Genomic DNA, 23893 nt, shown 5'->3' with positions numbered 1-23893 from the left:
GGGAACCGTTTCGCGATTTAGATACAACTGATAACAATTGAATGCGAAAGCGGCGCTCCCCAGCGCCGGGGTTTACCCCGTGTTGCGTGCCGTCCTCCTGGCACCTTCGCGCAGCTGCCATGCGGCGCAAACGGCCAGCGCGCACAGCCCCGCGAGCATCGCGAACACCTCGTCGAAGGCCGCGAGCCGCGCCGGGCTGCTCATCGGGTTGGCAAGCGAATCGCCGTGCGCCGCAAGGCGCCACTCCAGCACGATGGCGCACAGGCTCACGCCGGCCGCGCCGCCCAGCATGCGCACGAAGTTGATGGCGCTCGCGCCCTGCGGAATCAGCGGCTTGGCCAGCGGCCGCATCGATCCGAGGTTGAGCGAAGGCAGGATGAAGCCTAGCCCGATGCGCCCGATGATCGCGAAGGCCACCAGCAGCCACAGCGCGCTGTCGAGCCGCAGCAGCATCATCAGCGCGAACGAGGTGGCCAGCAGCGCAAGGCCGATGCTCACCAGCACCCAGGTCGGGTGCCGGTCGGCCAGCCGGCCCACGCCCGCGATGGTCACCGCCAGCACGATGCCCGCCGGCAGCAGGATCGTGCCCACGTGCGAGGCCGACAGATGCAGCCCCACCTGCATGTACACCGGCAGCAGGTAGGTCGAGCCGAACAGCGCCGTGCCGTAGATGAACGCCACCACGCTGCCCATCGCGAACTGCCGGTACTGGAACAGCGCAAGGTTCATCAGCGGCGTGCCGCCCGAGGCCGCGAGCCGCCGCTGCCACCACACGAAGGCCGCGAAAGCCGCCAGCGCACCGGCCAGCAGCAGCGCTGCCTGCAGCGGCGAATCGCCGCGCAGTTCGACCAGCCCGTTCAGCAGGCACAGCGTGCCGACCGTGCCCAGCGCCAGCCCGCGCCCGTCGAGCCCGCCGCCGCGCACGGCCGCCACGCCACCGGGCGCGGTGGTCGGCACGAACTTGTAGGCCAGCCACAGCGACGCCAGGCAGAACGGCACCACCATGAAGAAGATCGAGCGCCAGCCGAACAGGTCGACCAGCACGCCGCCGATGCTCGGCCCGATGGCCGGCGCCAGCACCACGCCCATGCCGAAGATGCCGCTTGCGCGCCCCTGCTCGTGCGGCTCGAAGGCGCGCAGGATGATGATGGCCGGAATGGGCTGCACCACGCCCGCCGCCAGCCCTTCGGCCACGCGCGCGAACAGCACCAGCGAGAAGTTGTTGGCCAGTCCGCCCACGATGCCGCCGAGCAGCAGCAACAGCATCGTGCCCACGTAGGTGCGCCGGTAGCCGTAGCGCGACAGCAGCCACGGCGTGGTGAGCATCGACACCGTCATCGCCACCATGAAGCCCGAGCTCACCCACTGCGCGCGCTCCTGTCCGAGCGAGAAGTGATGGCTCATGCCGGGGATCGCCACGTTGACGATGGTCGAGGACATGATCGATGCCATCGTCCCCACCATCACCGACAGCAGCAGGTACCAGCGGTAGTGTTCGCCATAGCGCTGGCGCATCGTGCCGATGGAAGGCGGGGCCGGCGTGGTCGCGGCTTCGGATGTCTGTGGGGAGGTCATGGGGCGGCGGAATGTCTCGGGGTCCGTCGTCCTACAAGCATATCGGTGTTTGCGCGGCCAAGGGCGCGCCGGGCGGTCGCACAATGCAGCGGCTGTCCCCTTCGCGTCAAGCGCCGCACAACGACATGGACTCTCCACTGAACGAACAAGCCAACGGCCAGCCCGACGATGTCGCGGCCTTCGCCCCGGTCGAGCCCGGGGCCGTGCCCACGCTCGCGGCCGAGCTTGCCGCGCCGACCCTCAGCCGAGCCTACCGCTGCCAGTGCGGGCGCCCCGTGTTCCTGCGCAACAGCGAATGCCTGGCCTGCCACACGCCGCTCGGCTACGTCATCGACCGCCTGGGCGTCATGCCGCTCGCACCGGCCGTGGGGGGCGGTGCATTGCCCGACACCTTCACCGTCTTCGGCGACCCGCACGGCCCCACCTACCGGCGCTGCGCCAACCTCATGACGCCCGCCGCCTGCAACTGGATGGTGTCGGTGCCGCGCGAGGGCGAGACGCTTCCCGCCGACACGCACGGCCTGGCGCCCGGCTACTGCCTGGCGTGCAGCGTCACGCGCACCATTCCCGATCTCTCGGTGGAGGCCAACGGCGAACTCTGGCGCAAGCTCGAAACCGCCAAGCGCCGCTTGATCTCGCAACTGCTCGCGCTCGGCCTGCCGGTGGTGAGCCGCCATGCCGACGCGGTGCACGGCCTGGCCTTCGACTTCCTCAGCAACGTGCCGGGCGGCCCGCACGTGATGACGGGCCACGAGCACGGCGTGATCACCCTCAACGCGGAAGAGGCCGAAGACGCCGTGCGCGAACGCATCCGCGCCGAGATGCGCGAGCCCTACCGCACGCTGCTCGGCCACTTTCGCCACGAGATCGGCCACTACTACTGGGACCTGCTGGTATTGCCCACGCCGTGGATCGACGACTTCCGCGCGCTCTTCGGCGACGACCGCGCCGACTACGCGGTCGCACTGCAGACCCACTACGAACAGGGCCCGCCGCCCGACTGGGCCGACCGCTTCGTGAGCAGCTACGCCAGCACCCACCCGTGGGAAGACTGGGCCGAGACCTGGGCCCACTACCTGCACATGGCCGACACGGCGGACACCGCGATGAGCTTCGGCGTCGACGCCACCAACGTCGAACTGGCGAGCGACCTCTTCACCGTCGATGACCTCTGGCAGCCCGCGCATCCCGATGCCGCGAAGTTTCTCGACTTCATCAACGGCTGGGTGCTGCTCACCAACGTGCTGAACGAGCTGTCGCGCAGCATGGGCCAGCCCGACTACTACCCCTTCGTGCTGCCACGCGCGGCGGTGGGCAAGCTGCAGTTCATCCACGGCGTGATCACCGGGCAGCGGCATGGCTCGGCGCCGACGATGGTGATGGCCAGCGACGTGGCGGCGCCTGCGCCCGAGCCCATCATCGAGTTGCAGCCGGCACCCGAGCCGCAAGTGCAGGCCCAGTCACAGGCCCCGTCACAGACCCAGTCGCAAGCGCCCGGTCAGTCCTGAGCGGGCGCGTCACCCGCGGCGCAGCGGGCGCAGATGCACGACAGGCCCCGCATCGCTTCCGGCAGGTTCGTCAACGGCGCATGGCTGAAGTCGGCCTGCATGCACCAGCAGGGCGGTTGTGCCTGGCCGGTCTCGCGTTCGATCTCCATCGCGCAGCGATTCAACTCGCCGCACAGCGGGCAGCGCGTGGGGTCGATGACCGCTGTAGCTGTTGCCATCACGCGATCTCGAAGGGCGGCAGCTTCTTCGCCACCGCCACGTTCTGCAGCGTCACATAAACCGGCAGGCCGTCGCGGTAGGCCGGATAGTCCTCGCCCTCGATCAGCGGCAGCAGGTAGCGCCTGCACTTCTCGGTGATGCCGTAGCCGTCGTCCGAAATGAAATCGCGCGGCATCGGCTTCTCGACGTTCGCCACCGATTCGAGCGGCGCGCTGCCCAGGCGGTAGGCATACGGCACGTCGGAGATGCGCTCGATGGTCGGCATCACCGCGTTGCGGCCTTCAAGGGCCAGCTCCACCGCGCGCTGGCCCAGCTCGTAGGCCTGCTTCACGTCGGTCGCCGAGGCGATGTGCCGGGCCGCGCGCTGAAGGTAGTCGGCCACGGCCCAGTGGAACTTGTGGCCCAGCGCGTCCTTCACCATCTGCGCCACCACCGGCGCGGCGCCGCCGAGCTGCGCATGGCCGAAGGCATCGCGCGTGCCCTGCTCGGCCAGGAAGGTGCCGTCGGGGTGATGGCAGCCTTCGGACACCACCACCGAGCAGTAGCCGTGCTGCTTCACCAGTTCATCGACGCGCGCAAGAAAGCGCGGCTTGTCGAACTCGATCTCGGGGAACAGCACCACCACCGGAATGCCCTGGTCCGCGGCGAGCCCGCCCGCTGCGGCGATCCAGCCTGCGTGCCGTCCCATCACTTCGAGCACGAACACCTTGGTCGATGTCGCCGCCATCGAGCGCACGTCGAACGAGGCCTCCAGCGTCGACACCGCCACGTACTTCGCGACCGAGCCGAAGCCGGGGCAGCAGTCGGTCAGCGGCAGGTCGTTGTCGATGGTCTTGGGCACGTGGATCGCCTGCAGCGGATAGCCGAGCGACTGCGACAGCTGGCTCACCTTGAAGCAGGTGTCGGCCGAATCGCCGCCGCCGTTGTAGAAGAAATAGCCGATGCCGTGCGCCTTGAACACCTCGATCAGCCGCTCGTACTCGCGCCGGTTCTTCTCGAGCGACTTGAGCTTGTAGCGGCAGGAGCCGAACGCACCCGAGGGCGTGCTGCGCAGGGCCGCGATGGCCTCGGCCGGTTCGGCGCCGGTGTCGATCAGCTCTTCGGTCAGCGCGCCGATGATGCCGTTGCGCCCGGCGTAGAGCTTGCCGATGCGGTCCGGGTGCCGGCGCGCCGTTTCGATCACGCCGCAGGCCGACGCGTTGATGACCGAGGTGACGCCGCCCGACTGGGCGTAGAAGGCATTGAGGATGGCGGTGCTCATGGGGCAATCTCCGTGCTGTGACGCGACGGTCATCGCCCTGGGGGCGTCCAGGGCGCATGGCGGCAACGCTTCGCGGGAGGGCCATTCTGGCGCAATCGCCGGCCGCAGGCCAATGGCCGATCAACCGACATCTCGCGCGATTACAGTTCGTTTCCGCACGCCGCGCACGAGGGCGTGCGTACATGGCGCGCCACCGGGTCCGCGCCGTTCCCTGGGCAGCAGGCACACAACTTTTCAGGAGTCCGCGCGTGAGCATCTTTTCCCGCTTCTTCGGCCGCAAGGACGAGCCGGCCGATGCCGGTGCGCTGGTGGCCAACCCCGATGCCGGCGATACCGTCGCGCTGACGGTCGTGTTCGCCGATGCGCTGAACATCGATGTCGCCGCGCTCGCTGAGGCATTGCGCGCCTACCACCGCTCCACCGGCGATGCGCGCTGCGAGATCACGGAAGAGCCCGGCACTTTTCTGGCGCTGGCGGGCTGGAAGAAACACGTGGTCCGGATGGTCGGCTTCGACGCACCGATGCCAGGCGAATCGGTCGAGGCCTGCGTCGCGCCGGCGCACTACCCGCAGGAACTCAAGGCCCGGGTTCGCGCACACCGCAGCCACGTCATCCTCTACTACGCGGGCTACGAGGCCTCGGTGCTCGAGCAGTACGTGGCCCTCGCGACCGTGGCCGGCGCCATGGCCCGCCTGGGTGCGCTGGCGGTGCTGAACGAATCGGCCCGCACCTCGCTGCCGGCGGGCGTGTTCGATGCCGAAAACGAAGGCGACAGCATCGAGCTGCTGCGGCACCTCGACCTGCCGGCCCTGTACTGCGGCTTCGTCAAGTACGAGGTCGAAGGCGTGCAGGGCGTCTGGATGCGCACCTATGGCGCGCATCACTTCGGCCACCCCGATTTCGCGGCGCTGGCCGAAGGCCATCACGAAGGCCGGAAGTACTTCGACCTGTTCGGCAATGTCCTGCGCTACCTGATCGAGAGCGGGGCCGAGATGGGCGCGGGCCACACCATGCAGGTCGGCGAAGACAAGTTCCTGCGCCTGCGCGCGCCGCTCGAGACGGAATACTTTCTCGACGGCCCCGATGCCGTGCTGGTGGCCGAGATGATCGGCGCCGACGAGATCGAGGCGCGCCTGCACTGACGGGCCGCGCCGACTGAGCGGCCCCGCGTGGCGCTCAGCGCCCCTCGAAAACCGGTGGCCGCTTCTGCAGGAAGGCGCTCACGCCTTCGCGGAAGCTCGGGCGGTCGATGAGTTCGCGCTGGCGTTCGCTTTCGTAGTGCAGTTGCTCCTTCAGCGTGTGGTGCTCCGAGGCCTCGAAGGCTTCGCGTGCCTCCACCACCGCGTGCGCCGGCAGGCTGGCCAGGCGCTGCGCGATGCGGCGGGCTTCTTCGAGCAATTGCTCGTCGTCCACGCAGGCCCAGATCAGCCCCCACTGCACGGCGCGCCCGGCGCCCACGCGCTCGTCGAGCAATGCCATGCCCATGGCGCGCGCCCTGCCGGCACGGCGCGGAATGGCCCAGGTGCAGCCCAGGTCGGGCACGATGCCCAGCTTGGGCAGGAAGGGCAGGTAGAAGTAGGCGCTGCGCGCCGCGATGGTCACGTCGGCCGCGAGCGCGAGCCCCACGCCCGCGCCGGCCGCCGGGCCATTGACGGCCGCGACCACCGGAATCGGCAGCGTGCGCAGCGTCTCGATCAGCGGGTTGCTCAGCGACTGCATCCACTCCGCCGTCTGCGCGCCGAGCGACTTGCCCGCTTCATTGGGCGCCATCGCGCTCAGGTCGGCGCCCACGCAGAAGGCCTTGCCGGCGCCCGTCAGGATCACGGCGCGCACCGAGCGGTCGTCGCGGATGCGCTCCAGCGTTTCCTTCAGCTCGACCTGCAACCCGTGCGCGATCGGGTTGAGCTTGGCCGGCAGGTTCAGCGTGAGCGTCGCGATGCCGTCGGCCACTTCGCAAAGAATGAAGGAGGGTGCGGTCATCCGAGCTGCTCCGCCACCGTGTGTGCCTGTGCCATGTCCATGTCCTTTTCAAAAAAGAAAACAGCGTGAATCGTGCGCCCAAAACAAAAAGCCGCCCGTCGCGGCGGCGGCATTCGGTGCACTGGAAGTCCATGGCATCGAGGGTCGATGCCGGTGGCCATCAGGTCAAGCCGGGGACAACCCGTGGGACAGAAGTCGCCAAGGCGACCGCTGGCGCGCCGGCGTGGGCAGCGGCATTGCAGCCGGTTGCGCATCGGTCACCGTGATGCACGACGACTGCAGCGCCGACACCAGCATGCGCCGGTGCTCGGTGCCCTCGAAGCGCTCGCCCGGTGCGAGCACGATGTCGCGCGTATCGCGATCCAGCGTGACCCAGACCGAGCCGCTGCGGCATTCGATGCCGACGCCGGCGCCATCGGGCACCGAGAAAACCGCGCGATGCGGCAGGCTCACGTCGAAGCGCGAAGAGGGTGTGGAGGGGGCGGACGAAGAAGACGGGTAGGTGCTCATGGCTAACTCCATTGCATTCGGGATACGAATGAATATAGTGAGCCGATCTCCCTCTTACACGCGGTCATTCGGAACTCGTTGCATGCTTGCAGAGAATGCGAAAGCCCCTGGCGCCTTGAGCGGCGAGCTCCCGCCGCTCGAGTTGCTGCGCAGTTTCGAAGCCGCCGCGCGCCGGCTCAGCTTCACGCTGGCGGCCGGCGAGCTGTACCTCACCCAGTCGGCCGTGAGCCGGCAGATCCAGCAGCTCGAAGCCAGCCTGGGCGTGCTGCTCTTCGAGCGCCGCCATCGCGCGCTGGCGCTCACCGAGGCCGGCGGCGTGCTGCAGCGCGCCGTCACCGACAGCCTGGAGCGGCTGCGCGACGCCACCGCCCGCGTGCGCGCCAGCGCCGCGCCACGGCAGGTGGCGATCACCACCACGCCGGGCTTTGCGTCGCTTTGGCTCATTCCCAAGCTGGCGCGCTTCACCGGCACGCACCCGCAGGTCGATGTGCGCGTGTCGGCCACGCTCGATGCGCTCGACCTCGACGTCAGCCGGCTCGACCTGGCCGTGCGCTTCTCTCCCATCGATAGGGGCGTCGGCCCGGCGCTGTTCGAGGAGTCGATCATTCCGCTGTGCTCGCCGCAGCTGGCCGCGTCGCTGCGCGAGCTGTCGGACTTTGCGGGCGTCACGCTGCTGACCGTCGAGTACCCCGACCACAGCAAGGCCCCGACCGCCGAGTGGGAGCCGTGGCTCAAGGTGATGGGGCTCGAAGACCTGCGCATGAAGAGCACGCTGCGCTTCACGCAGTACGCCGACGCCGTGGCGGCCGCGGTGGCGGGGCAGGGCGTGGTGATCGGCCGCTTGCCGCTGCTGCGCGAACTGGTGCGCGATGGCCGGCTGGTGGCGCCGCTCGGCGAGGGCGCCGTGTCGCACCGCGGCTACTTCATCGAGATGTCGAAGCGCGCCGCGGGCAACCGCGACGCGCAGGACTTCGCGCAGTGGCTGCGCGACGAAGCGGAAGCGGCGCAGCGCACCTGACGAAGGCCCGCCGCGCCGTTGCCGCGTCGAAGAAGAAGGATCAACCCGGCAGCAGCACCTTGTTGATCACGTGGATCACGCCGTTCGACTGGTACACGTTGGCAATCGTCACCATCGCGGTGCCGCCCTTGGCATCGGTCACCCACACGTTGCCGCCGCTCATCGTCGCGGTCAGCGTGCCGCCGCTGGCGGTCTTCAGCACGGCCTTGCCGCCGCCTGCGTTGATCGCGCTCATCAGCGCCGGGCCGTCCATGCGGCCGGGCACCACGTGGTACGTCAGCACCTTGGTCAGCGTCGGCTTGTTCTCGGGCTTGAGCAGCGTGTCGACCGTGCCGGCCGGCAGTGCGGCGAAGGCTTCGTTGGTGGGCGCGAACACGGTGAACGGGCCGGGGCTCTTGAGCGTATCGACCAGGCCCGCGGCCTTCACGGCAGCGACCAGCGTGGTGTGGTCCTTCGAATTCACGGCGTTGTCGACGATGTCCTTCGTGGGGTACATCGCGGCGCCGCCGACCATCGGGTTCGACGACATGCCGCCACTGCCGCTCATGCCCATGCCGCCCGCGCAAGCGCCGAGCAGGACCGAAACGCCGACTGCAATCATGAGTTTTTTCATTGAAGGCTCCTGGAAAGAATGGTTCTTGAGGTGTCTGTGGAAACCGCCAACAGCTCGGGGGCGCGATGCGCTTGGATCGAATACGCCGCGTGCTCGCGTTTGGATTCGCACCCGTTCATCGATTTGTTGCGCGTCGGCTTTGCGCCACAGCAGCAGGCGGGGTGCTTGCGCATCGCATGCGCGCTCGCCACAATCCGCCCTTCGTTTTTCAGCCAACAGTTTTCTCTCCGCGCCTGGCGACGACCAACCTCCCGGGCGACAACACACATCAATGAACCGTTTTCTGAACACCTGACCCGCACACCGACCGCCCCGGCCGGATGTGCATCAATGCATCCGCCGAGGCCCATCGACAAAGGCCCCGCGCAGCCATTTGCCGGGGCCTTTTTGTTTTTGGAGTGTGCGCACATGAGTGCTCAACGAAAGGCCCGCGACGACGAGAAGCGTCTGGGCCGGTTTTATTTTTCGGTGCCGGCAACGGCACCGCGCAACCCCGTGGTGGCCGCGATGGCGCGCCGCGAAACGGGGCAGGGCGCGGGGCGCCATCTGCGCACGCACCGTGCGGAACGGCGGGCGCAGAAGGTGGCTTTGCAGAAGGCTGCGCGCAGCCTGGTGGGGAGGGGCGACGATGCGTGACGACATGGACAAGGTCATCGTCGAGCGGCCACGTCGCGGTGGTGGCGTGCAAGGCGATGGGCGCGCATGGCGCAACAGCAAGGAGCGTGGTTCGCACCTGGGCATGAAGCGCGGCTACGGTCGCACGAAGTGGCTCAACGAGAATCTCGCGCCGCTCAAGCGCTGGCTGCACAAGCAGGCGCATCGGCCGTGGGACAAGGTGTACGCCGAGCTGTGCAGTGGCATCGACCGCCGCAGCACGGTGCAGGCGCACATCTTCGAGCACATCGACGACTTTGTCGTGCGCGATGCGGTGATGCGCGATGGCGAAGTGCGGGTGCGCTCGCATCGCTGGGGCGGCAATCTGCATGTGCCGCTGCGCGATGCATTGCGCGTGGAGCTGTTCGTGCATCCGGTCACCGGCATCCTGCTTCCAAATCGGGCTCGGCTCAAGGCGCGGCAGAACCGGGCTGCGAACAAACCGAAGGCCGTGATCGCCCGTATCGCGATCGACGACGCCATCGAATGGCATCTGGTCGATGGCTGCTGGTTCGAAGTCCGGCTGGCGCCGTTCCCGGAAAGCAAGGGGGCCGGTGCGAAGGACGAGAAGCGTTATGACGTGCTGCGCGGCTGCCTGGTGACACGACGCGGCGTGTGCCACGCGCCGGCGGGCACGACATACCGTCAGGTCACGTACGCGCAGGACTTTGTCTACGCCGTGGCCAAGCGCCAGTTGAGTCGCCGTGAAGTACGGGCGCGTCTCGGCGACGGGGCCTGAGGCGGCGTGCGCTCGACCGTCAGGCGTGAACCCGCGTCGCCACCGGTGCGCGCGGCAGCACGAAGAACGCGAGCGTCCCCGCTGCCAGCATGCCCGCCACCGTGAGGAACACCGCACGGAACGGCTCCACGTCGTGGGCCACCGCCCACGACGCGGCCACGCCCGTCGTCCATTGCATCAGCGACACGCCCAGGAACATCGCCATGTTCATCAGCGCCATCGCACGCCCCGTCATGGCGGCCGGGTAGCCGTTCTTGGTGTATGCGTACTGCAGCACGCTGTAGCCCGAGAGAAGGCCATAGAGGATCGGCAGGCCGATGTCGATCGCGCGCGAATGCGTGAGCGCCATCGCCGTGAACATCAGCGCGCCGGCACAGGCGCAGCCCATCATCCAGAGAGGGCGCCGCGCGGCGCCCGGGTCGAGGCGGCCGAACAGCGCGGGGCTGATCATGCCGGTGACGGTCATCACCAGCGCGACATTGCCGCTCGCAACGAGCGACAGTCCGTGCCGCTCGTGCAGCACCGGCCCGAGCCACAGGCCGCGCAGCGTGATGAAGGCCGCATACGACACGCAGGCAAAACACAGCAGGCCGAGCGTGTGCGGCATCGCGAACAGCGGCAGCAACTCGCGCACGGCCTTGCGCAGCGACTGGCGTTCGGCCGGTGCCGACTGCGGCGCAAGGTCCACCGCGCGCGCCGGCTCGCGCACGCGCCAGAAGATGACGGCCCACGAGAGCACCGCGAACGCGGCCAGCACCGCGTAGCCGGCACGCCACGACGCGGCCTCGATCAGCAGGGCCAGCGGCGTGCCGGTGAACACGATGCCCAGGCCGGCCATGCTCATCACCAGCCCCGACATCGCCGTGAAGCGCGAGGCGTCGAAGTGCCGCGCGATGAATACGGTGCAGGCCAGGAATGCCGGCGCACAGCCGACGCCGATCAGCGCCTGCCCCAGCAGCAGCATGTGAAAGCTCGATGCCACCGCGCACAGCGCCGCGCCCGCGATGGCCAGCGGAAACGCGGTGAGCACCGTGCGCCGCACGCCGAACATGTCGATCGACACGCCCATCGCGAGCTGCATGATCCCGAACATGAAGTGAAAGGTGCCGGCCCACGTGCCGAGCTGCTGCGGCGACAGGCCGAAGTGGCTGCTGAGCGGCGTGGCCATCATGGCGCCGACGGTGCGGAAGGCCTGGCTCAGGGCGAAGGCACTGGCGAGTGCCACGAGCATGGCGGCCGCGGAGGTCGACCAGCGCGGCGGGGGCGGCGATGCCGCGTTCGTGTTCATCGGGAGGGGAGGGAGCTGAAAGAAGAAGGGAGCGGCACGAATGCTACTGGCATGCCGCCCTTCATGCAGAACGGCGCCCTCGGGCGCCGTTCGTTCGCTCAAGCCCGGCGCAGTGCCGGGAAGGTGCGGGTCAGGCTTCGCCCTTGACCTTCAGGCGCCATGCATGCAGCAGCGGCTCGGTGTAGCCGCTCGGCTGCTCGATGCCCTTGAACACCAGGTCTTGCGCGGCCTTGTACGCGGCCGAGGTCGCGAAGTGGCCCGCCATCGGCTGGTACAGCGGATCGCCCGCGTTCTGCTCGTCGACCACCTTGGCCATGCGCTGGAAGGTCTCGTCGACCTGCGCCTTGGTCACCACGCCGTGCAGCAGCCAGTTGGCGATGTGCTGGCTCGAGATGCGCAGCGTCGCGCGGTCTTCCATCAGGCCGACGTTGTGGATGTCGGGCACCTTGGAGCAGCCCACGCCCTGGTCGATCCAGCGCACCACGTAGCCCAGGATGCCCTGCACGTTGTTGTCGATTTCCTGCTGGCGCTCTTCGGCGGACCACTTGGCTTCGGCCGCGATCGGCACCTGCAGCAGCGCGTTGAGGATGTTGTCGCGCTCGGCATCGGCGTCGATCTTTTCCAGCTCCTGCTGCACCGCGGTCACGCTGACCTGGTGATAGTGCAGCGCGTGCAGCGTGGCGGCGGTGGGCGAGGGCACCCAGGCGGTGTTGGCGCCGGCCTTGGGGTGGCCGATCTTCTGCTCGAGCATCGCGGCCATCAGGTCGGGCATGGCCCACATGCCCTTGCCGATCTGCGCCTTGCCGCGCAGGCCGCACGAGAGGCCGACCAGCACGTTGTTCTTTTCGTAAGCGCCGATCCATGCGCTGGACTTCATGTCGCCCTTGCGGATCATCGGGCCGCCCTGCATGGCGGTGTGCATCTCGTCGCCGGTGCGGTCCAGGAAGCCGGTGTTGATGAAGGCCACGCGCGCTGCGGCCTCGGCGATGCAGGCCTTCAGGTTGACGCTGGTGCGGCGCTCTTCGTCCATGATGCCGAGCTTCACGGTGTTGGCGGGCAGGCCGAGCAGTTGCTCGACGCGGCCGAACAGCTCGCTCGCGAAGGCCACTTCGGCCGGGCCGTGCATCTTCGGCTTGACGATGTAGATGCTGCCGGTGCGCGAGTTGCCCTTGCGCTTCAGGTCGATGGTGGCGATGGTGGTGGTCACCACGGCATCGAGGATGCCTTCGGGGATCTCCTTGCCGCCTGCGTACAGGATGGCCGGGTTGGTCATCAGGTGGCCCACATTGCGCAGGAACATCAGCGAGCGGCCATGCAGCTTGACGGGCTGGCCGTTGGCGCCGGTGTATTCGCGGTCGGCGTTCAGGCCGCGCGTGAAGGTCTTGCCGCCCTTGGCGACTTCTTCGGTCAACGTGCCTTGCACGATGCCGAGCCAGTTCGAGTACGCGACCACCTTGTCGGCCGCATCGACCACGGCCACCGAGTCTTCGAGGTCGAGGATGGTCGAGAGCGCGGCTTCGAGCACCAGGTCGCTCACGCCGGCTGCATCGCTCTTGCCGATGGCGGTGCTGCGGTCGATGCGGATGTCCAGGTGGATGCCGTTGTGCTTGAGCAGCACCGACGACGGCGATGCGGCATCGCCCTGGTAGCCGATGAACTGCGAGGCATCGGCCAGGCCGGTGCTGCCGCCTTGCAGCGCGACGACCAGCTGGCCGTCTTTCACGCTGTAGCCGGTGGCGTTCTTGTGCGAGCCGTTGGCCAGCGGTGCGGCCTGGTCGAGCACGTTGCGTGCGAACTCGATGACCTTGGCGCCGCGCACCGGGTTGTAGCCCTTGCCCTTTTCGGCGCCGCCGGTTTCGGGAATGGCGTCGGTGCCGTAGAGCGCGTCGTACAACGAGCCCCAGCGTGCGTTGGCGGCGTTCAGCGCATAGCGTGCGTTGAGGATGGGCACCACCAGCTGCGGGCCGGCCTGCAGCGCGAGTTCGGAGTCGACGTTGGCGGTCGTGGCCTTCGTGCCCTTGGGCTGCGGCAGCAGGTAGCCGATCTTTTCGAGGAAGGCGCGGTAGGCCGGCATGTCGGCGATGGGGCCGGGGTGGGCCTTGTGCCAGGTGTCGAGTTCGGCCTGCAGGCGGTCGCGCTCGGCGAGCAGCGCGATGTTCTTCGGTGCGAGGTCGCTGACGATGGCGTCGAAGCCCTTCCAGAAAACGTCGCTGGCCACGCCGCTGGCGGGCAGGACCTTGTCTTCGATGAAACGGTAGAGCTCGGTCGCGACCTGGAGTCCGTGGGAGGGGGTGCGGGCAGTCATGTTTTTTCTCCTGGAGAACGCAATGCTGAAACTTGAAAACGGAGGATGGTTGAACTTTATTCGATACCTTACTGGAGAGTAAGAGCCGAAAGCGGGATTTATCAGTGACAAAAATGAAGGTAATTGGCGCAAAGACACCTGTGAGTTCAAAGGGTAGGCACTGATAGGGAGGCTTTCAACGCGGGATATATTTAACTTCTTAAATAAATCGACCTCCGCCGCAATGATCCTCCTGGCCTCCAACGAAAACCCCCTCGGCATGCCCGAATCGGCCCGCCGCGCGGCGGCTTCCGCGCTCGAAGGCGCGGGCAACTACCCCGACGCCAACGGCACCGCGCTCAAGAACGCGCTGGCCGCCAAGCTCTATGTGCCGGCCGAATGGCTCACGCTGGGCAGCGGGTCGAGCGAGATCCTCGAACTCGCGGCGCAGGTGAGCCTGAAGCCGGGCGAGGGCGTCGTCTATTCGCAGTACGGCTTCATCGTCTATGCGGCCGCCACGGCGCACGCCCATGCGCACGCCACCGTCGTGCCCTCGCGCGATTTCGGGCACGACCTGGACGCCATGCGCGCCGCCATCGGCGACGACACCAGGCTGGTGTTCGTCGCCAACCCCAACAACCCGACCGGCACCTTCATCGACGCTGCACCGCTGCTGGCCTTTCTGCAGTCGGTGCCCGCGCATGTGACGGTGCTGCTCGACGAGGCTTATACCGAGTACCTGTCGCCGGCGCAGCGCTACAACAGCGTCGAGTGGGTGCGGCGCCTGCCCAACCTGATCGTGACGCGCACCTTTTCCAAGGCCTTCGGGTTGGCGGGGCTGCGCATCGGCTATGGCGTGTCGCAGCCGGCGCTGACGGCGCGCATGAACGCGCAACGCCCACGTTTCAACGTGACGACGCCGGCCCAGGCCGCCGCCGTGGCCGCGCTGGGCGACGCCGAATTTCTTGCGCGCACTTATGAAGTCAACACCGCCGGGCGCGACCAGCTCGCGGCGGGCTTCACCGAACTGGGCCTGACGTACATCCCTTCGTCCGGCAACTTTCTGGCCGTGCAGGTCGGCGACGGCCAGGCGGTGCATGCGCGCCTGCTGGCCGCCGGCATCGAGGTCTCGCTGCTCGCCAACTACGGCCTGCCGCAATGGCTGCGCATCAGCATCGGCCTGCCGGAGCAGAACAAGGCCGTGCTGGCCGCGCTGCGCTGACCGACGCCTTCGCCGCTGTTGCCCGGCCCCCGAGCCCTGAGCCCCAAGCCCCCAAAGCCATTACCACCCGAGGAGACAAAGCCCATGAAACGCCGCCAGTTCGCAGCGCAGGCCGCTGCCGTCATCGCCACCGGGGCCATCGCGCCGATGGCTTTCGCGCAGCAGGACCGCACGATCCGCATCCTGGTCGGCTTTCCGCCGGGCGGCTCGGCGGACGTGGTGGCGCGCGTGCTCGCCGACAAGATGCGCGTGTCGCTGGGGCAGAACGTCATCATCGACAACAAGCCGGGCGCGGCCGGTCGTCTTGCGCTCGGTGAGTTGCGGCGCGCGGCACCGGACGGCAACACGCTGGCCTTTTCGCCCAGCGGCGCGATGGTGATTCACCCGTGGCTGTACCCGAACCTCGGCTACGACCCGGCGAAGGACTTCACGCCGATCTCGCTCGGCGGCACCTTCGACTTCGCGGTGACAGCCGGGCCCGGTGCGCCGCCCGGCGACCTCAAGGCCGTGCTCGCCTGGATGAAGGCCAACCCCGCCAAGGCCAACTACGCGACCTCGGGTGCGGGCACGGTGCCGCACTTCGCGGGCCAGTTGATCGCGCAGGCGGCCGGCGTGCCGATGACGCACGTGGCTTATCGCGGCGGCGCGCCCGCCGCGCAGGACCTGATCGGCGGGCAGGTGCCGCTGATGGTCGACACCGCCTCCGAAACCATCGAGCACCACCGCGCCGGCAAGGTGCGCATCCTTGCGGTGACGGGCGACCAGCGCAATCGCGCGCTGCCCGATGTGCCGACGCTGAAGGAGGCGGGCCTCAATGTGACGGCCGATGCCTTCTTCGGCCTCTATGGCCCACCGGGCATGTCGCCCGCCCTGGTTGCGCGCATCGACAAGGCCGTAGCCGACGCGATGCGGATGCCCGATGTGCAGGAAAAGATCTACGCGCTGGGGCTGGTGCCCACGCATGCCGGGCCGGCTGAACTGGCAGCCACTCAGGCGGCGCATCTGAAGCGCTGGGAAATGCCGATCAAGAACTCGGGCTTCAAGGCGGACGCCTGAGATCTATTCGGACGCTGTTCAGGGCGGCGCCCACGCCGACGGGGTGCCTTGCTCCGCGAATGTCCCCCGGCCTGCGGCCTCCTCCTTTATTTCGCTGCGCAAGGCACCCCGCCAGCGTGGGCGTTGTTCAGAGTGGTCGTTGATCGGCGAGCACAACGGCAGCGCCTTTTGTGCGCAGGGCACCGGGTGCTCCCCGCAGCGAAATAAAGGAGGAGCGAAGCGGGGGACATTCGCGGAGGGGAGTACCCGGTGTCCTGTGCACACGCCCCGAATCGACTCCGCACCGCTCAAATCAAACCTGCCCGCTGAGTTCCGTCGCCGCAGCACGCACAGGCTCGATATAGCGCTCGTCATAGCGATGCGTCGGCATCGTCAACGTGACCGCCGCGGCAAGGCTGCCATCGGCACGAAACACCGGTGCAGAAATGCCCGCCAGTTCGGCCGTGCGGTCGCCCACCAGCGCGCAGTAGCCCTGCGCGCGAATGGTGTCGTACAGCTTTCGTTCCTTGGTGCCGCGCGGCCGCTCGGCCTCGGGCCCGAAGGCGATCAGCACGCGCGCGCCCGCGCCCCGGTCGTTGGGCAGCAGGTCGCCCGCGCGCACGTGGTCGCGCACCACATGCGATGAATCGACCCGGAACTGGCACAGGCGCACCCAGCTGTCGCCCTGGTCTTGCCGCACGTGGTACGCCGCGCTTTCGCCCGTTGCGGCAGCCAGCGAACGCAGCACGGGCAACACGATGCGGTCGAGCGACTGCGAGGCTGCATAGAGACCGTGCAGCCGCGCGATCTCGGTGCCGAGTGCGTAGCGCCCGTCGTCCTGCCGGCGGATGAGCCGTGCATGTTCGAGCGAGGCCAGCAGCCGCAGCGCCGTGCTCTTGTAGAGCTGCGTGCGCTCGGCGAACTGCGCGAGCGACAGCGCCTCGTCGCCCGGCTGGAAGGCCGAGAGCAGGCTCAACGCGCGGTCGACCGCAGCCGCGCCGCCGGGGGCGGCATTGAGGTCGGAAACCGATCCGGTCTGGGCTTTGCGGGGCATGGCTTGGGCTTGACAGGGAAAGTCGATCGGCGGTCTAATTCTGTTTAACGGAATTTAGTTCTGTAAGACAGAACTGTCAAGCGATCAACGCCAGATCGCTTCAAGGAGACAAAGTCGATGACACCCCCCGACGTCCTCATCAGCGAGGTCGGCCCGCGCGATGGCCTGCAATCGGTCAAGGCCACCATGCCCACGGCCGACAAACTGCGCTGGATCGACGCGCTCCACGCGGCCGGCGTGCGCGAGATCGAGGTCGCTTCCTTCGTGCCAGCGAAGCTGCTGCCGCAGATGGCCGATGCGGCCGAGGTGGTGCGCCACGCGATCACGCTTCCCGGCCTCATGGTGATGGCGCTGGTGCCCAACCGCAAGGGCGCACAGGCCGCGCTCGAAGCCGGCGTGCACAAGCTCACGATGCCGGTGTCGGCCAGCGTGGCGCATTCGCTGGCCAACGTGCGCAAGACGCCGACCGAGATGGTCGAGGAGGTGCGTGCCATCGCCGAACTGCGCCGCGCCATCGCGCCGCATGTGAAGCTTGAAGCCGGCATCTCCACCGCCTTCGGCTGCACGCTGCAGGGGCTGGTGCCGGAAGACGACGTGATCCGTCTTGCCGCGCAATGCATCGAGGCCGGTGCCGACGAGTCGGGCCTTTCCGACACCGTGGGCTATGCCAACCCCGCGCAGGTGCGCCGGCTCTTCAAGCGCCTGCGTGCGGAGATCGGCGTGCATGCCGGCGCGGCCCACATGCACAACACGCGCGGCCTCGGCCTGGCGAACTGCCTTGCGGCGTGGGACGAAGGCGTGCGCACTTTCGACGCTTCGCTCGGCGGGCTCGGCGGCTGCCCTTACGCGCCCGGCGCCTCGGGCAATGCCGTGACCGAAGACCTCGTCTTCATGTTCGAGGCCATGGGCGTGCGCACCGGCATCGACATCCAGAAACTCATCGCGGCGCGCGCGCCGCTCATGGCCGGCCTGCCCGGCGAACCGGTCTACGGCATGACGCCCGAAGCCGGCCTGCCCAAGGGTTTTGTCCAGGAACACAACGCACATGTCTGAAGCGAATCCTCTTCCCTACGCCGGCGTCCGCGTCGTCGAGTTCACCCACATGGTGATGGGCCCGACCTGCGGGCTGCTGCTGGCCGATCTCGGTGCCGAGGTCATCAAGGTCGAGCCCATCGAGGGCGACAACACGCGCCGGCTGCTCGGCTCGGGCTCGGGTTTTTTTCCGACCTTCAACCGCAACAAGAAGAGCATCGCGCTCGACCTGAAGAAGCCCGAAGGCGTGGAAGCGGCGCTGCGCCTGATCGCCACCGCCGACATCGTGAGCGAGAACTTCAAGCCCGGCACGATGAAGAAGCTGGGGCTCGACTACGACACGCTTTCCAAGCTCAACCCGCGCCTCGTCTACGTGAGCCACAAGGGCTTTCTGCCGGGGCCGTACGACCACCGCACCGCGCTCGACGAAGTGGTGCAGATGATGGGCGGCCTGGCCTACATGACCGGCCGCTCGGGCGACCCGCTGCGCGCGGGCACCAGCGTGAACGACATCATGGGCGGCATGTTCGGCGCCATCGGCGCGATGGCCGCGCTGCGCCAGCGCGACCTTACCGGCAAGGGCTGCGAGGTGCAGTCGGCGCTGTTCGAGAACAACGTGTTCCTCGTCGCGCAGCACATGATGCAGTTCGCCGCCACCGGCAAGGCGGCCGACCCGATGCCCAGCCGCATCTCGGCCTGGGCCGTGTACGACGTGTTCACCGTGAAGGACGGCGAGCAGATCTTCCTTGCCGCCGTGAGCGACAAGCAGTGGGCCATCTTCTGCAAGGCCTTCGGCCTCGAAGAGATGCTGGCCGATCCGCGCCTGAAGACCAACAACGACCGGGTGCTGGCGCGCGACTGGATGATGCCGATCCTGCGCTCGCACCTGGCGAACCGCAGCGCGGCCGAACTGGCCGCCGTGTTCGAGCAGAACGAGCTGCCCTTCGCGCCGATCACGCGGCCGCAGGAGCTGTTCGACGACCCGCACCTCAATGCCACCGGCGGCCTTGCGCCGGTGCGCATGAACGACGGCAGCACCGCCAAGGTGCCGCTCATGCCGTTCACGCTGGACGGCGAGCGACCCGGCATCCGGCTGCAGCCGCCGCACATCGGCGAACACAGCCGCGAGCTGCTGAAAGAAGTGGGCTACAGCGATGAAGAGATCGCCGCCCTCGAGACACACCACATCACCCTCGGAGACTGACCCCATGTTTTCAACCACACGGCGCGCCTTGCTGGCGTGCGCCGCGGCCGCCGCATGCCCGAACGCCGCCCCCGCCCTCGCCGACACCGCCTGGCCCGAGAAGCCGGTGCGCCTCGTCGTGCCCTACACGCCGGGCGGCGCCACCGACATCGTGGCGCGCCTGATCGCGCAGAAGCTCATCGACGACACCAAGTGGACCTTCATCGTCGACAACCGCGCGGGCGGCAACGGCAACATCGGCATGGATGTGGTGGCCAAGTCCAAGCCCGACGGCTACACGGTCGGCCTGGGGCAGACCGCCAACCTGGCGATCAACCCGACGCTGTTTCCCAAGATGCCGTACGACGCGCTGAAGGACCTGGTGGCGGTATCGATCGTTGCCTCGCAGCCCGTGGTGCTGGTGGTGCGCGCGGACGCGCCGTTCAAGTCGCTGGCCGACCTCGTCACGGCCGCCAAGGCCAAACCCGGCGAGATCAAGCAGGCGCTTGCCGGCACCGGCACGCTGGGTCACATGGCCGGCGAGGTGCTCGCCAAGCGCGCGGGCTTCAAGGTGCTCAACGTGCCGTACAAGGGCGCGGCGCCCGCCATCACCGACCTGCTCGGCGGCCAGACCGACTACATGTTCGCCACGCCGCAGGGCGCGCTGGCCATGGTCAAGGGTGGCAAGCTGCGCGCGCTGGCCGTCACCTCGGCCAAGCGGCTGCCGGTGATGCCCGAGGTGCCGACCGTGGCCGAAAGCTACAAGGGCTTCGAGGCGGTGGACTGGAAGGCCATCGTCGTGCCGGCCGGCACGCCCGCCGACATCGTGAAGAAGCTCAACGCCGCGATCGACAAGGCGCTGGCCAAGCCCGCCACCATCTCGCAACTGCTGGCCGAGGGCAGCACGCCCGGCGGCGGCAGCCCGGAGCAGGCGGCGCAGTACATCCGCTCGGAGCACGCGCGCTGGGGCGCGGCGGTGCGCGAGGCGGGCGTGCAGCCCGAATAAGAGCGGGCGCCGTTGCGGCGGGCGATATAGTTTCCGCCCCATGGACCGCCTGAAGCAACTCGAATCCTTCGTCTCGGTCGCGACCCGTGGCGGCCTGACCGCCGCGGCCAAGGCCGAGGGCGTGGCGCCCGCGATCATGGGCCGCCGCCTCGATGCGCTCGAAGAGCGGCTGGGCGTCAAGCTGCTGGTGCGCACCACGCGACGCATCACGCTCACGCACGAGGGCAGCGCCTTTCTCGAAGACTGCCAGCGCCTGCTGGCCGAGTTCGCGAATGCCGAAGCCAGCGTGAGCGCCGGCGGCATCAAGGCCAGCGGGCATCTGCGCGTGACGGCGCCGGCGGGCTTCGGCCGCCGTCATGTGGCGCCGCTGGTGCCGCGCTTTCATGCGTTGCATCCGGAAGTGACGATCTCGCTCAACCTCAGCGACCGCGTGGTCGACGTGACCGGCGAGAGCTTCGATTGCGCGGTGCGCGTGGGCGACCTGCCCGACTCGTCGCTGGTGAGCGTGCGGCTGGCCGACAACCGGCGGCGCTGCGTGGCGACGCCCGAATTCATCCGACGGCACGGCATGCCCAAGCATCCCGGCGAGCTCTCGCGCTTTGCCTGCCTGACGCTGTCGAGCGACGCTTCGCAGACGCGCGGCTGGGCCTTTCGCATTACCGCCGAGGGCGGCGCACAAGAGCTGATCCATCTGCGCCCGAGCGGCCCGCTCGACTGCTCCGACGGCCAGGTGCTGCACGACTGGTGCCTGGCCGGCCACGGCATCGCCTGGCGCAGCACCTGGGAGGTCGAGGCCGAGATCGACGCCGGCCTGCTGGTGCCGCTGCTCGACGACTTCGCCGCGCCGCCCAACGGCATCTACGCGGTGTTCGCAGGCGCCAAGCACCTGCCGCTGCGGGTGCGACTGTGGCTTGATTTCCTCAAGGAGCAGTACGGAAACCCGGAATTCTGGGGAGGCAGGGCGTAGGGCGTTCGAGCGGCGGCACAATCTGTTTGCATTTGCAACCCACTGAGAAGAAAGCCATCGATGACGCTCGAAGCCATCCTCGCCTACCTGCACTTGCTGGCCATCCTGACGATGGTCGTCTTCATCTCCAGCGAGGCGGCGCTGTGCCGGGTCCAGTGGCTGAATGCCGCGGTGGTGGAGCGGCTGGCCAAGATCGACATGGTCTACGGCATTGCCGCCATCGCCGTGCTGGTGACCGGCATCGCGCGCACCTGGTGGGGCGTGAAGGGCACGGCCTGGTACTGGACCAACCCGCTGCTGCACGTGAAGCTGGGGCTGTTCATCATCGTGGGCGTGCTGTCGATCTTCCCGACGCTCACGTATTTCCGCTGGCGCAAGACGCTGCGCGCCAGCGGCAAGCTGCCGGCCGAGGCCGAGATCAAGAAAACCCGCAAGCTGGTGATGGTGCAGGCGCACATCATTGCGGTGATCCCGCTGGTGGCGGTGTTCTTCGCGCGCGGCTTCGGCAAGTAGGCAGACGGCCCCATGAAAAAGGCCCGCACGCGGCGGGCCTTTTTCTTGCGCCAGCTTCAGCGCGGCGATGTATCAGCCCTTGGCTGCATCCGCTTCGCACTTCTTCATGAAGCTGTTCTTGGCGGCGCCGGCCAGGGCCTTGCCGTTCTTGTCGACCGCCTTGGTTGCGCAGGCGGGAGCTGCTGCAGCCTTGGCTTCTTTCTCGCACTTCTTGATCGAGCTGGCCTTGGCGGCACCGGCCAGGGCCTTGCCGTTCTTGTCGACCGCCTTGGCGTCGCAGCTTGCGCCAGCGGCGGGGGCGGCGGCCGCGGCAGGTGCTGCAGCTGGCGCGGCGGCCTTGTCTTGGGCCTGTGCGGCACCGAAGGAAAGGCATGCGCCCAGAACGACCAGGGAAAGGAGCTTCTTCATGATGGGATGTGTCCTTGCAAGGTTGGGTTGTGACAGGTGCCCCGCCCCGGGGCTGACCATCGTAACGGGCCAGGACAACGATCGGATGACGAACGTTAACGGTCCCCGGGTTTGCCCCCGGTAAAATTCGCAGATGCTATTGGTCAAACAGGAGCTGCTCGCGGCGCTCGCGAACACGCTCGAATCCCTCTCGCCCGGCGCTGGCTCCAAAGCCGCGTTCGAGTCGCCCAAGGTGGCAGCGCATGGCGATTTCGCCAGCACGGCCGCGATGCAGCTCGCCAAGCCGCTGGGGCGCAAGCCCCGCGAACTGGCCGAGCAATTGAGCGCTGCGCTGCTCGCCACCCCCGCTTTCGGCCAATGGGTCGAGGCAATCGAGATCGCCGGCCCCGGCTTTCTCAACATCCGCCTGAAGACGGCGGCCAAGCAGCAGATCGTGCGCGAGGTGCTGTCGGCCGGCGACACCTTCGGCCAGCAGCCCGCCACCGGCGAGAAGGTGCTGGTCGAGTTCGTCTCGGCCAACCCGACCGGCCCGCTGCACGTCGGCCACGGCCGCCAGGCTGCGCTGGGCGACGCCATCTGCAACCTGCGCGCCTCGCAGGGCGAGAGCGTGTGGCGCGAGTACTACTACAACGACGCCGGCGTGCAGATCCAGACGCTGGCCAACAGCACGCAGCTGCGCGCGCGCGGCTTCAAGCCCGGCGACGCCGAATGGCCGAGCGGCGAGAAGGCCCCGGCCTACAACGGTGACTACATCGCCGAGATCGCCGAAGACTTCAAGGCGAAGAAGACCGTCAAGTCGGAAGACCGCGAAGTCACCGCCACCGGCGACATCGAGGACATCGACGCGATCCGCGAGTTCGCCGTGGCCTACCTGCGCCGCGAGCAAGACCTTGATCTGCAGGCCTTCCGCGTGCACTTCGACCAGTACTACCTGGAGTCGAGCCTCTATACCAGCGGCCGTGTCGAGGCCGCCGTGCAAAAGCTCGTGGCCGCCGGCAAGACCTACGAACAAGACGGCGCGCTGTGGCTGAAGTCGACCGACTACGGCGACGACAAAGACCGCGTGATGAAGAAGCAGGACGGCACGTACACCTACTTCGTACCCGACGTGGCGTACCACATCGCCAAGTGGGAGCGGGGCTTTCACAAGGTCATCAACATCCAGGGCACCGACCACCACGGCACCATCGCGCGCGTGCGCGCCGGCCTGCAGGCGGCGGGCGAGGGCATCCCCGAGGGCTACCCCGACTACGTGCTGCACACCATGGTGCGCGTGATGAAGGGTGGCGAAGAGGTCAAGATCAGCAAGCGCGCCGGCAGCTACGTCACGCTGCGCGACCTGATCGAGTGGACCAGCACCGACGCCATCCGCTTCTTCCTGCTCAGCCGCAAGCCCGACACCGAATACACCTTCGACGTCGACCTTGCCGTGACGAAGAACAACGACAACCCGGTGTACTACGTGCAGTACGCGCATGCGCGCATCTGCTCGGTGCTGGCCGGCTGGGGCGGCGACCGCGCCACGCTGGCGGGCGTCGACCTGTCGCCGCTCGAAAGCCCGGCGGCCCAGGCGCTGATGCTGCTGCTGGCCAAGTACCCGGCCATGCTCACCGCCGCGGCCAAGGATTTCGCACCCCACGACGTCACCTTCTACCTGCGCGAACTGGCCGCCTGCTACCACAGTTATTACGACGCCGAGCGCATTCTGGTCGACGACGAAGCGGTCAAGCTGGCCCGGCTGGCGCTGGTCGCCGCGACCGCGCAGGTGCTGCACAATGGCCTCGCGATTCTTGGCGTCAGTGCGCCGAGCAAGATGTAAACCTC

Annotated in this window: 22 protein-coding genes and 1 pseudogene; 13 read left to right on the top strand and 10 right to left on the bottom strand. The window is 68.0% G+C overall.

Going from position 1 to position 23893, the window contains the following annotated elements:
- Window positions 1-72: 72 nt before the first annotated feature.
- Window positions 73-1575, bottom strand: a complete 1503-nt coding sequence (locus tag BLQ28_RS26255) for a DHA2 family efflux MFS transporter permease subunit (RefSeq protein WP_093246269.1) — start codon at window positions 1573-1575, stop codon at window positions 73-75.
- Between the two features lie 125 nt (window positions 1576-1700).
- Between BLQ28_RS26255 and BLQ28_RS26250 the strand changes: the two genes are divergently transcribed.
- The gene (locus tag BLQ28_RS26250) at window positions 1701-3083 is read left to right on the top strand and encodes a zinc-binding metallopeptidase family protein (protein WP_093246268.1); all 1383 of its coding nucleotides are present in this window, start codon (window positions 1701-1703) and stop codon (window positions 3081-3083) included.
- On the opposite strand, the gene BLQ28_RS26245 is transcribed toward BLQ28_RS26250, so the two are convergent.
- Window positions 3074-3301: a cysteine-rich CWC family protein gene (locus tag BLQ28_RS26245; protein WP_093246267.1), complete on the bottom strand. Its 228-nt coding sequence runs from the start codon at window positions 3299-3301 to the stop codon at window positions 3074-3076. The two genes, BLQ28_RS26250 and BLQ28_RS26245, sit on opposite strands and share 10 nt — an antisense overlap.
- Window positions 3301-4563 carry a 6-phosphofructokinase gene (locus BLQ28_RS26240; RefSeq protein WP_093246266.1) on the bottom strand — a complete coding sequence of 421 codons (1263 nt, stop codon included), beginning with the start codon at window positions 4561-4563 and terminating at the stop codon, window positions 3301-3303. The genes BLQ28_RS26245 and BLQ28_RS26240 overlap by 1 nt, the downstream gene beginning before the upstream one ends.
- A 248-nt stretch (window positions 4564-4811) precedes the next feature.
- On the opposite strand from BLQ28_RS26240, the gene BLQ28_RS26235 reads away from it, so the two are divergent.
- Window positions 4812-5705 carry a DUF4261 domain-containing protein gene (locus BLQ28_RS26235; protein ID WP_093246265.1) on the top strand — a complete coding sequence of 298 codons (894 nt, stop codon included), beginning with the start codon at window positions 4812-4814 and terminating at the stop codon, window positions 5703-5705.
- A gap of 34 nt (window positions 5706-5739) precedes the next feature.
- On the opposite strand, the gene BLQ28_RS26230 is transcribed toward BLQ28_RS26235, so the two are convergent.
- Together BLQ28_RS26230 and BLQ28_RS26225 are read right to left on the bottom strand one after the other, a co-directional pair.
- Complete coding sequence (locus BLQ28_RS26230; RefSeq protein WP_093246264.1) at window positions 5740-6543, bottom strand: enoyl-CoA hydratase-related protein; 804 nt, start codon at window positions 6541-6543, stop codon at window positions 5740-5742.
- 165 nt (window positions 6544-6708) lie between these two features.
- Window positions 6709-7053, bottom strand: a complete 345-nt coding sequence (locus BLQ28_RS26225; protein WP_256327466.1) for a DUF2917 domain-containing protein — start codon at window positions 7051-7053, stop codon at window positions 6709-6711.
- Window positions 7054-7135: 82 nt separating this feature from the next.
- Here BLQ28_RS26225 and BLQ28_RS26220 point away from each other — a divergent pair, with 82 nt between their 5' ends.
- On the top strand, window positions 7136-8071 hold the full coding sequence (locus BLQ28_RS26220) for a LysR substrate-binding domain-containing protein (protein ID WP_093246262.1): 936 nt from the start codon (window positions 7136-7138) through the stop codon (window positions 8069-8071).
- A gap of 40 nt (window positions 8072-8111) precedes the next feature.
- On the opposite strand, the gene BLQ28_RS26215 is transcribed toward BLQ28_RS26220, so the two are convergent.
- Complete coding sequence (locus tag BLQ28_RS26215) at window positions 8112-8684, bottom strand: fasciclin domain-containing protein (protein ID WP_093246261.1); 573 nt, start codon at window positions 8682-8684, stop codon at window positions 8112-8114.
- A gap of 36 nt (window positions 8685-8720) precedes the next feature.
- Between BLQ28_RS26215 and BLQ28_RS33390 the strand changes: the two genes are divergently transcribed.
- Window positions 8721-9320, top strand: a complete 600-nt coding sequence (locus BLQ28_RS33390) for a hypothetical protein (RefSeq protein WP_256327464.1) — start codon at window positions 8721-8723, stop codon at window positions 9318-9320.
- Window positions 9313-10077 carry a hypothetical protein gene (locus BLQ28_RS26205; RefSeq protein WP_093246259.1) on the top strand — a complete coding sequence of 255 codons (765 nt, stop codon included), beginning with the start codon at window positions 9313-9315 and terminating at the stop codon, window positions 10075-10077. Before BLQ28_RS33390 ends, BLQ28_RS26205 begins: the two co-directional genes overlap by 8 nt.
- Window positions 10078-10096: 19 nt before the next feature.
- On the opposite strand, the gene BLQ28_RS26200 is transcribed toward BLQ28_RS26205, so the two are convergent.
- Entirely contained in the window at window positions 10097-11365 is a 1269-nt protein-coding gene (locus BLQ28_RS26200; RefSeq protein ID WP_093246258.1) for an MFS transporter, read from the bottom strand.
- A 130-nt stretch (window positions 11366-11495) separates the two neighbouring features.
- Window positions 11496-13670, bottom strand: coding sequence for a malate synthase G (locus BLQ28_RS26195; protein WP_093246257.1), 2175 nt, complete (start codon window positions 13668-13670; stop codon window positions 11496-11498).
- A 217-nt stretch (window positions 13671-13887) separates the two neighbouring features.
- Between BLQ28_RS26195 and hisC the strand changes: the two are divergent.
- Both hisC and BLQ28_RS26185 read left to right on the top strand, forming a co-directional pair.
- Window positions 13888-14871: pseudogene (gene hisC / locus BLQ28_RS26190) on the top strand (histidinol-phosphate transaminase); the annotation flags it as partial.
- An 84-nt stretch (window positions 14872-14955) separates the two neighbouring features.
- Window positions 14956-15927, top strand: coding sequence for a Bug family tripartite tricarboxylate transporter substrate binding protein (locus BLQ28_RS26185; protein WP_093246255.1), 972 nt, complete (start codon window positions 14956-14958; stop codon window positions 15925-15927).
- Window positions 15928-16219: 292 nt separating this feature from the next.
- Here the strand turns inward: BLQ28_RS26185 and BLQ28_RS26180 are convergent, their stop codons facing one another.
- Window positions 16220-16960 carry an IclR family transcriptional regulator gene (locus tag BLQ28_RS26180; protein ID WP_093246254.1) on the bottom strand — a complete coding sequence of 247 codons (741 nt, stop codon included), beginning with the start codon at window positions 16958-16960 and terminating at the stop codon, window positions 16220-16222.
- A gap of 117 nt (window positions 16961-17077) precedes the next feature.
- On the opposite strand from BLQ28_RS26180, the gene BLQ28_RS26175 reads away from it, so the two are divergent.
- From BLQ28_RS26175 to BLQ28_RS26155, 5 genes are read left to right on the top strand one after another with little or no spacing between them, the layout of a single operon-like run.
- Window positions 17078-18013, top strand: coding sequence for a hydroxymethylglutaryl-CoA lyase (locus BLQ28_RS26175; protein WP_093246253.1), 936 nt, complete (start codon window positions 17078-17080; stop codon window positions 18011-18013).
- Window positions 18006-19196 carry a CaiB/BaiF CoA transferase family protein gene (locus BLQ28_RS26170; RefSeq protein WP_093246252.1) on the top strand — a complete coding sequence of 397 codons (1191 nt, stop codon included), beginning with the start codon at window positions 18006-18008 and terminating at the stop codon, window positions 19194-19196. The genes BLQ28_RS26175 and BLQ28_RS26170 overlap by 8 nt, the downstream gene beginning before the upstream one ends.
- 4 nt (window positions 19197-19200) lie before the next feature.
- On the top strand, window positions 19201-20181 hold the full coding sequence (locus tag BLQ28_RS26165; protein ID WP_093246251.1) for a Bug family tripartite tricarboxylate transporter substrate binding protein: 981 nt from the start codon (window positions 19201-19203) through the stop codon (window positions 20179-20181).
- A 40-nt stretch (window positions 20182-20221) separates the two neighbouring features.
- On the top strand, window positions 20222-21148 hold the full coding sequence (locus BLQ28_RS26160) for a LysR family transcriptional regulator (RefSeq protein ID WP_093246250.1): 927 nt from the start codon (window positions 20222-20224) through the stop codon (window positions 21146-21148).
- Between the two features lie 60 nt (window positions 21149-21208).
- A complete protein-coding gene (locus tag BLQ28_RS26155; RefSeq protein WP_093246249.1) occupies window positions 21209-21661 on the top strand; it encodes a DUF2214 family protein in 453 nt (150 codons plus the stop codon).
- 72 nt (window positions 21662-21733) lie between these two features.
- Here the strand turns inward: BLQ28_RS26155 and BLQ28_RS26150 are convergent, their stop codons facing one another.
- Entirely contained in the window at window positions 21734-22069 is a 336-nt protein-coding gene (locus BLQ28_RS26150) for a hypothetical protein (protein WP_093246248.1), read from the bottom strand.
- A 133-nt stretch (window positions 22070-22202) separates the two neighbouring features.
- Between BLQ28_RS26150 and argS the strand changes: the two genes are divergently transcribed.
- Window positions 22203-23888 carry an arginine--tRNA ligase gene (argS, locus tag BLQ28_RS26145; protein ID WP_093246247.1) on the top strand — a complete coding sequence of 562 codons (1686 nt, stop codon included), beginning with the start codon at window positions 22203-22205 and terminating at the stop codon, window positions 23886-23888.
- The last annotated feature ends 5 nt before the right edge of the window (window positions 23889-23893 follow it).

This window comes from Variovorax sp. EL159, assembly GCF_900100965.1.
GTDB lineage: Bacteria > Pseudomonadota > Gammaproteobacteria > Burkholderiales > Burkholderiaceae_C > Variovorax.
Note: the sequence above shows the minus strand (reverse complement) of the source record. Positions and strands in the feature narration are given on the sequence as shown.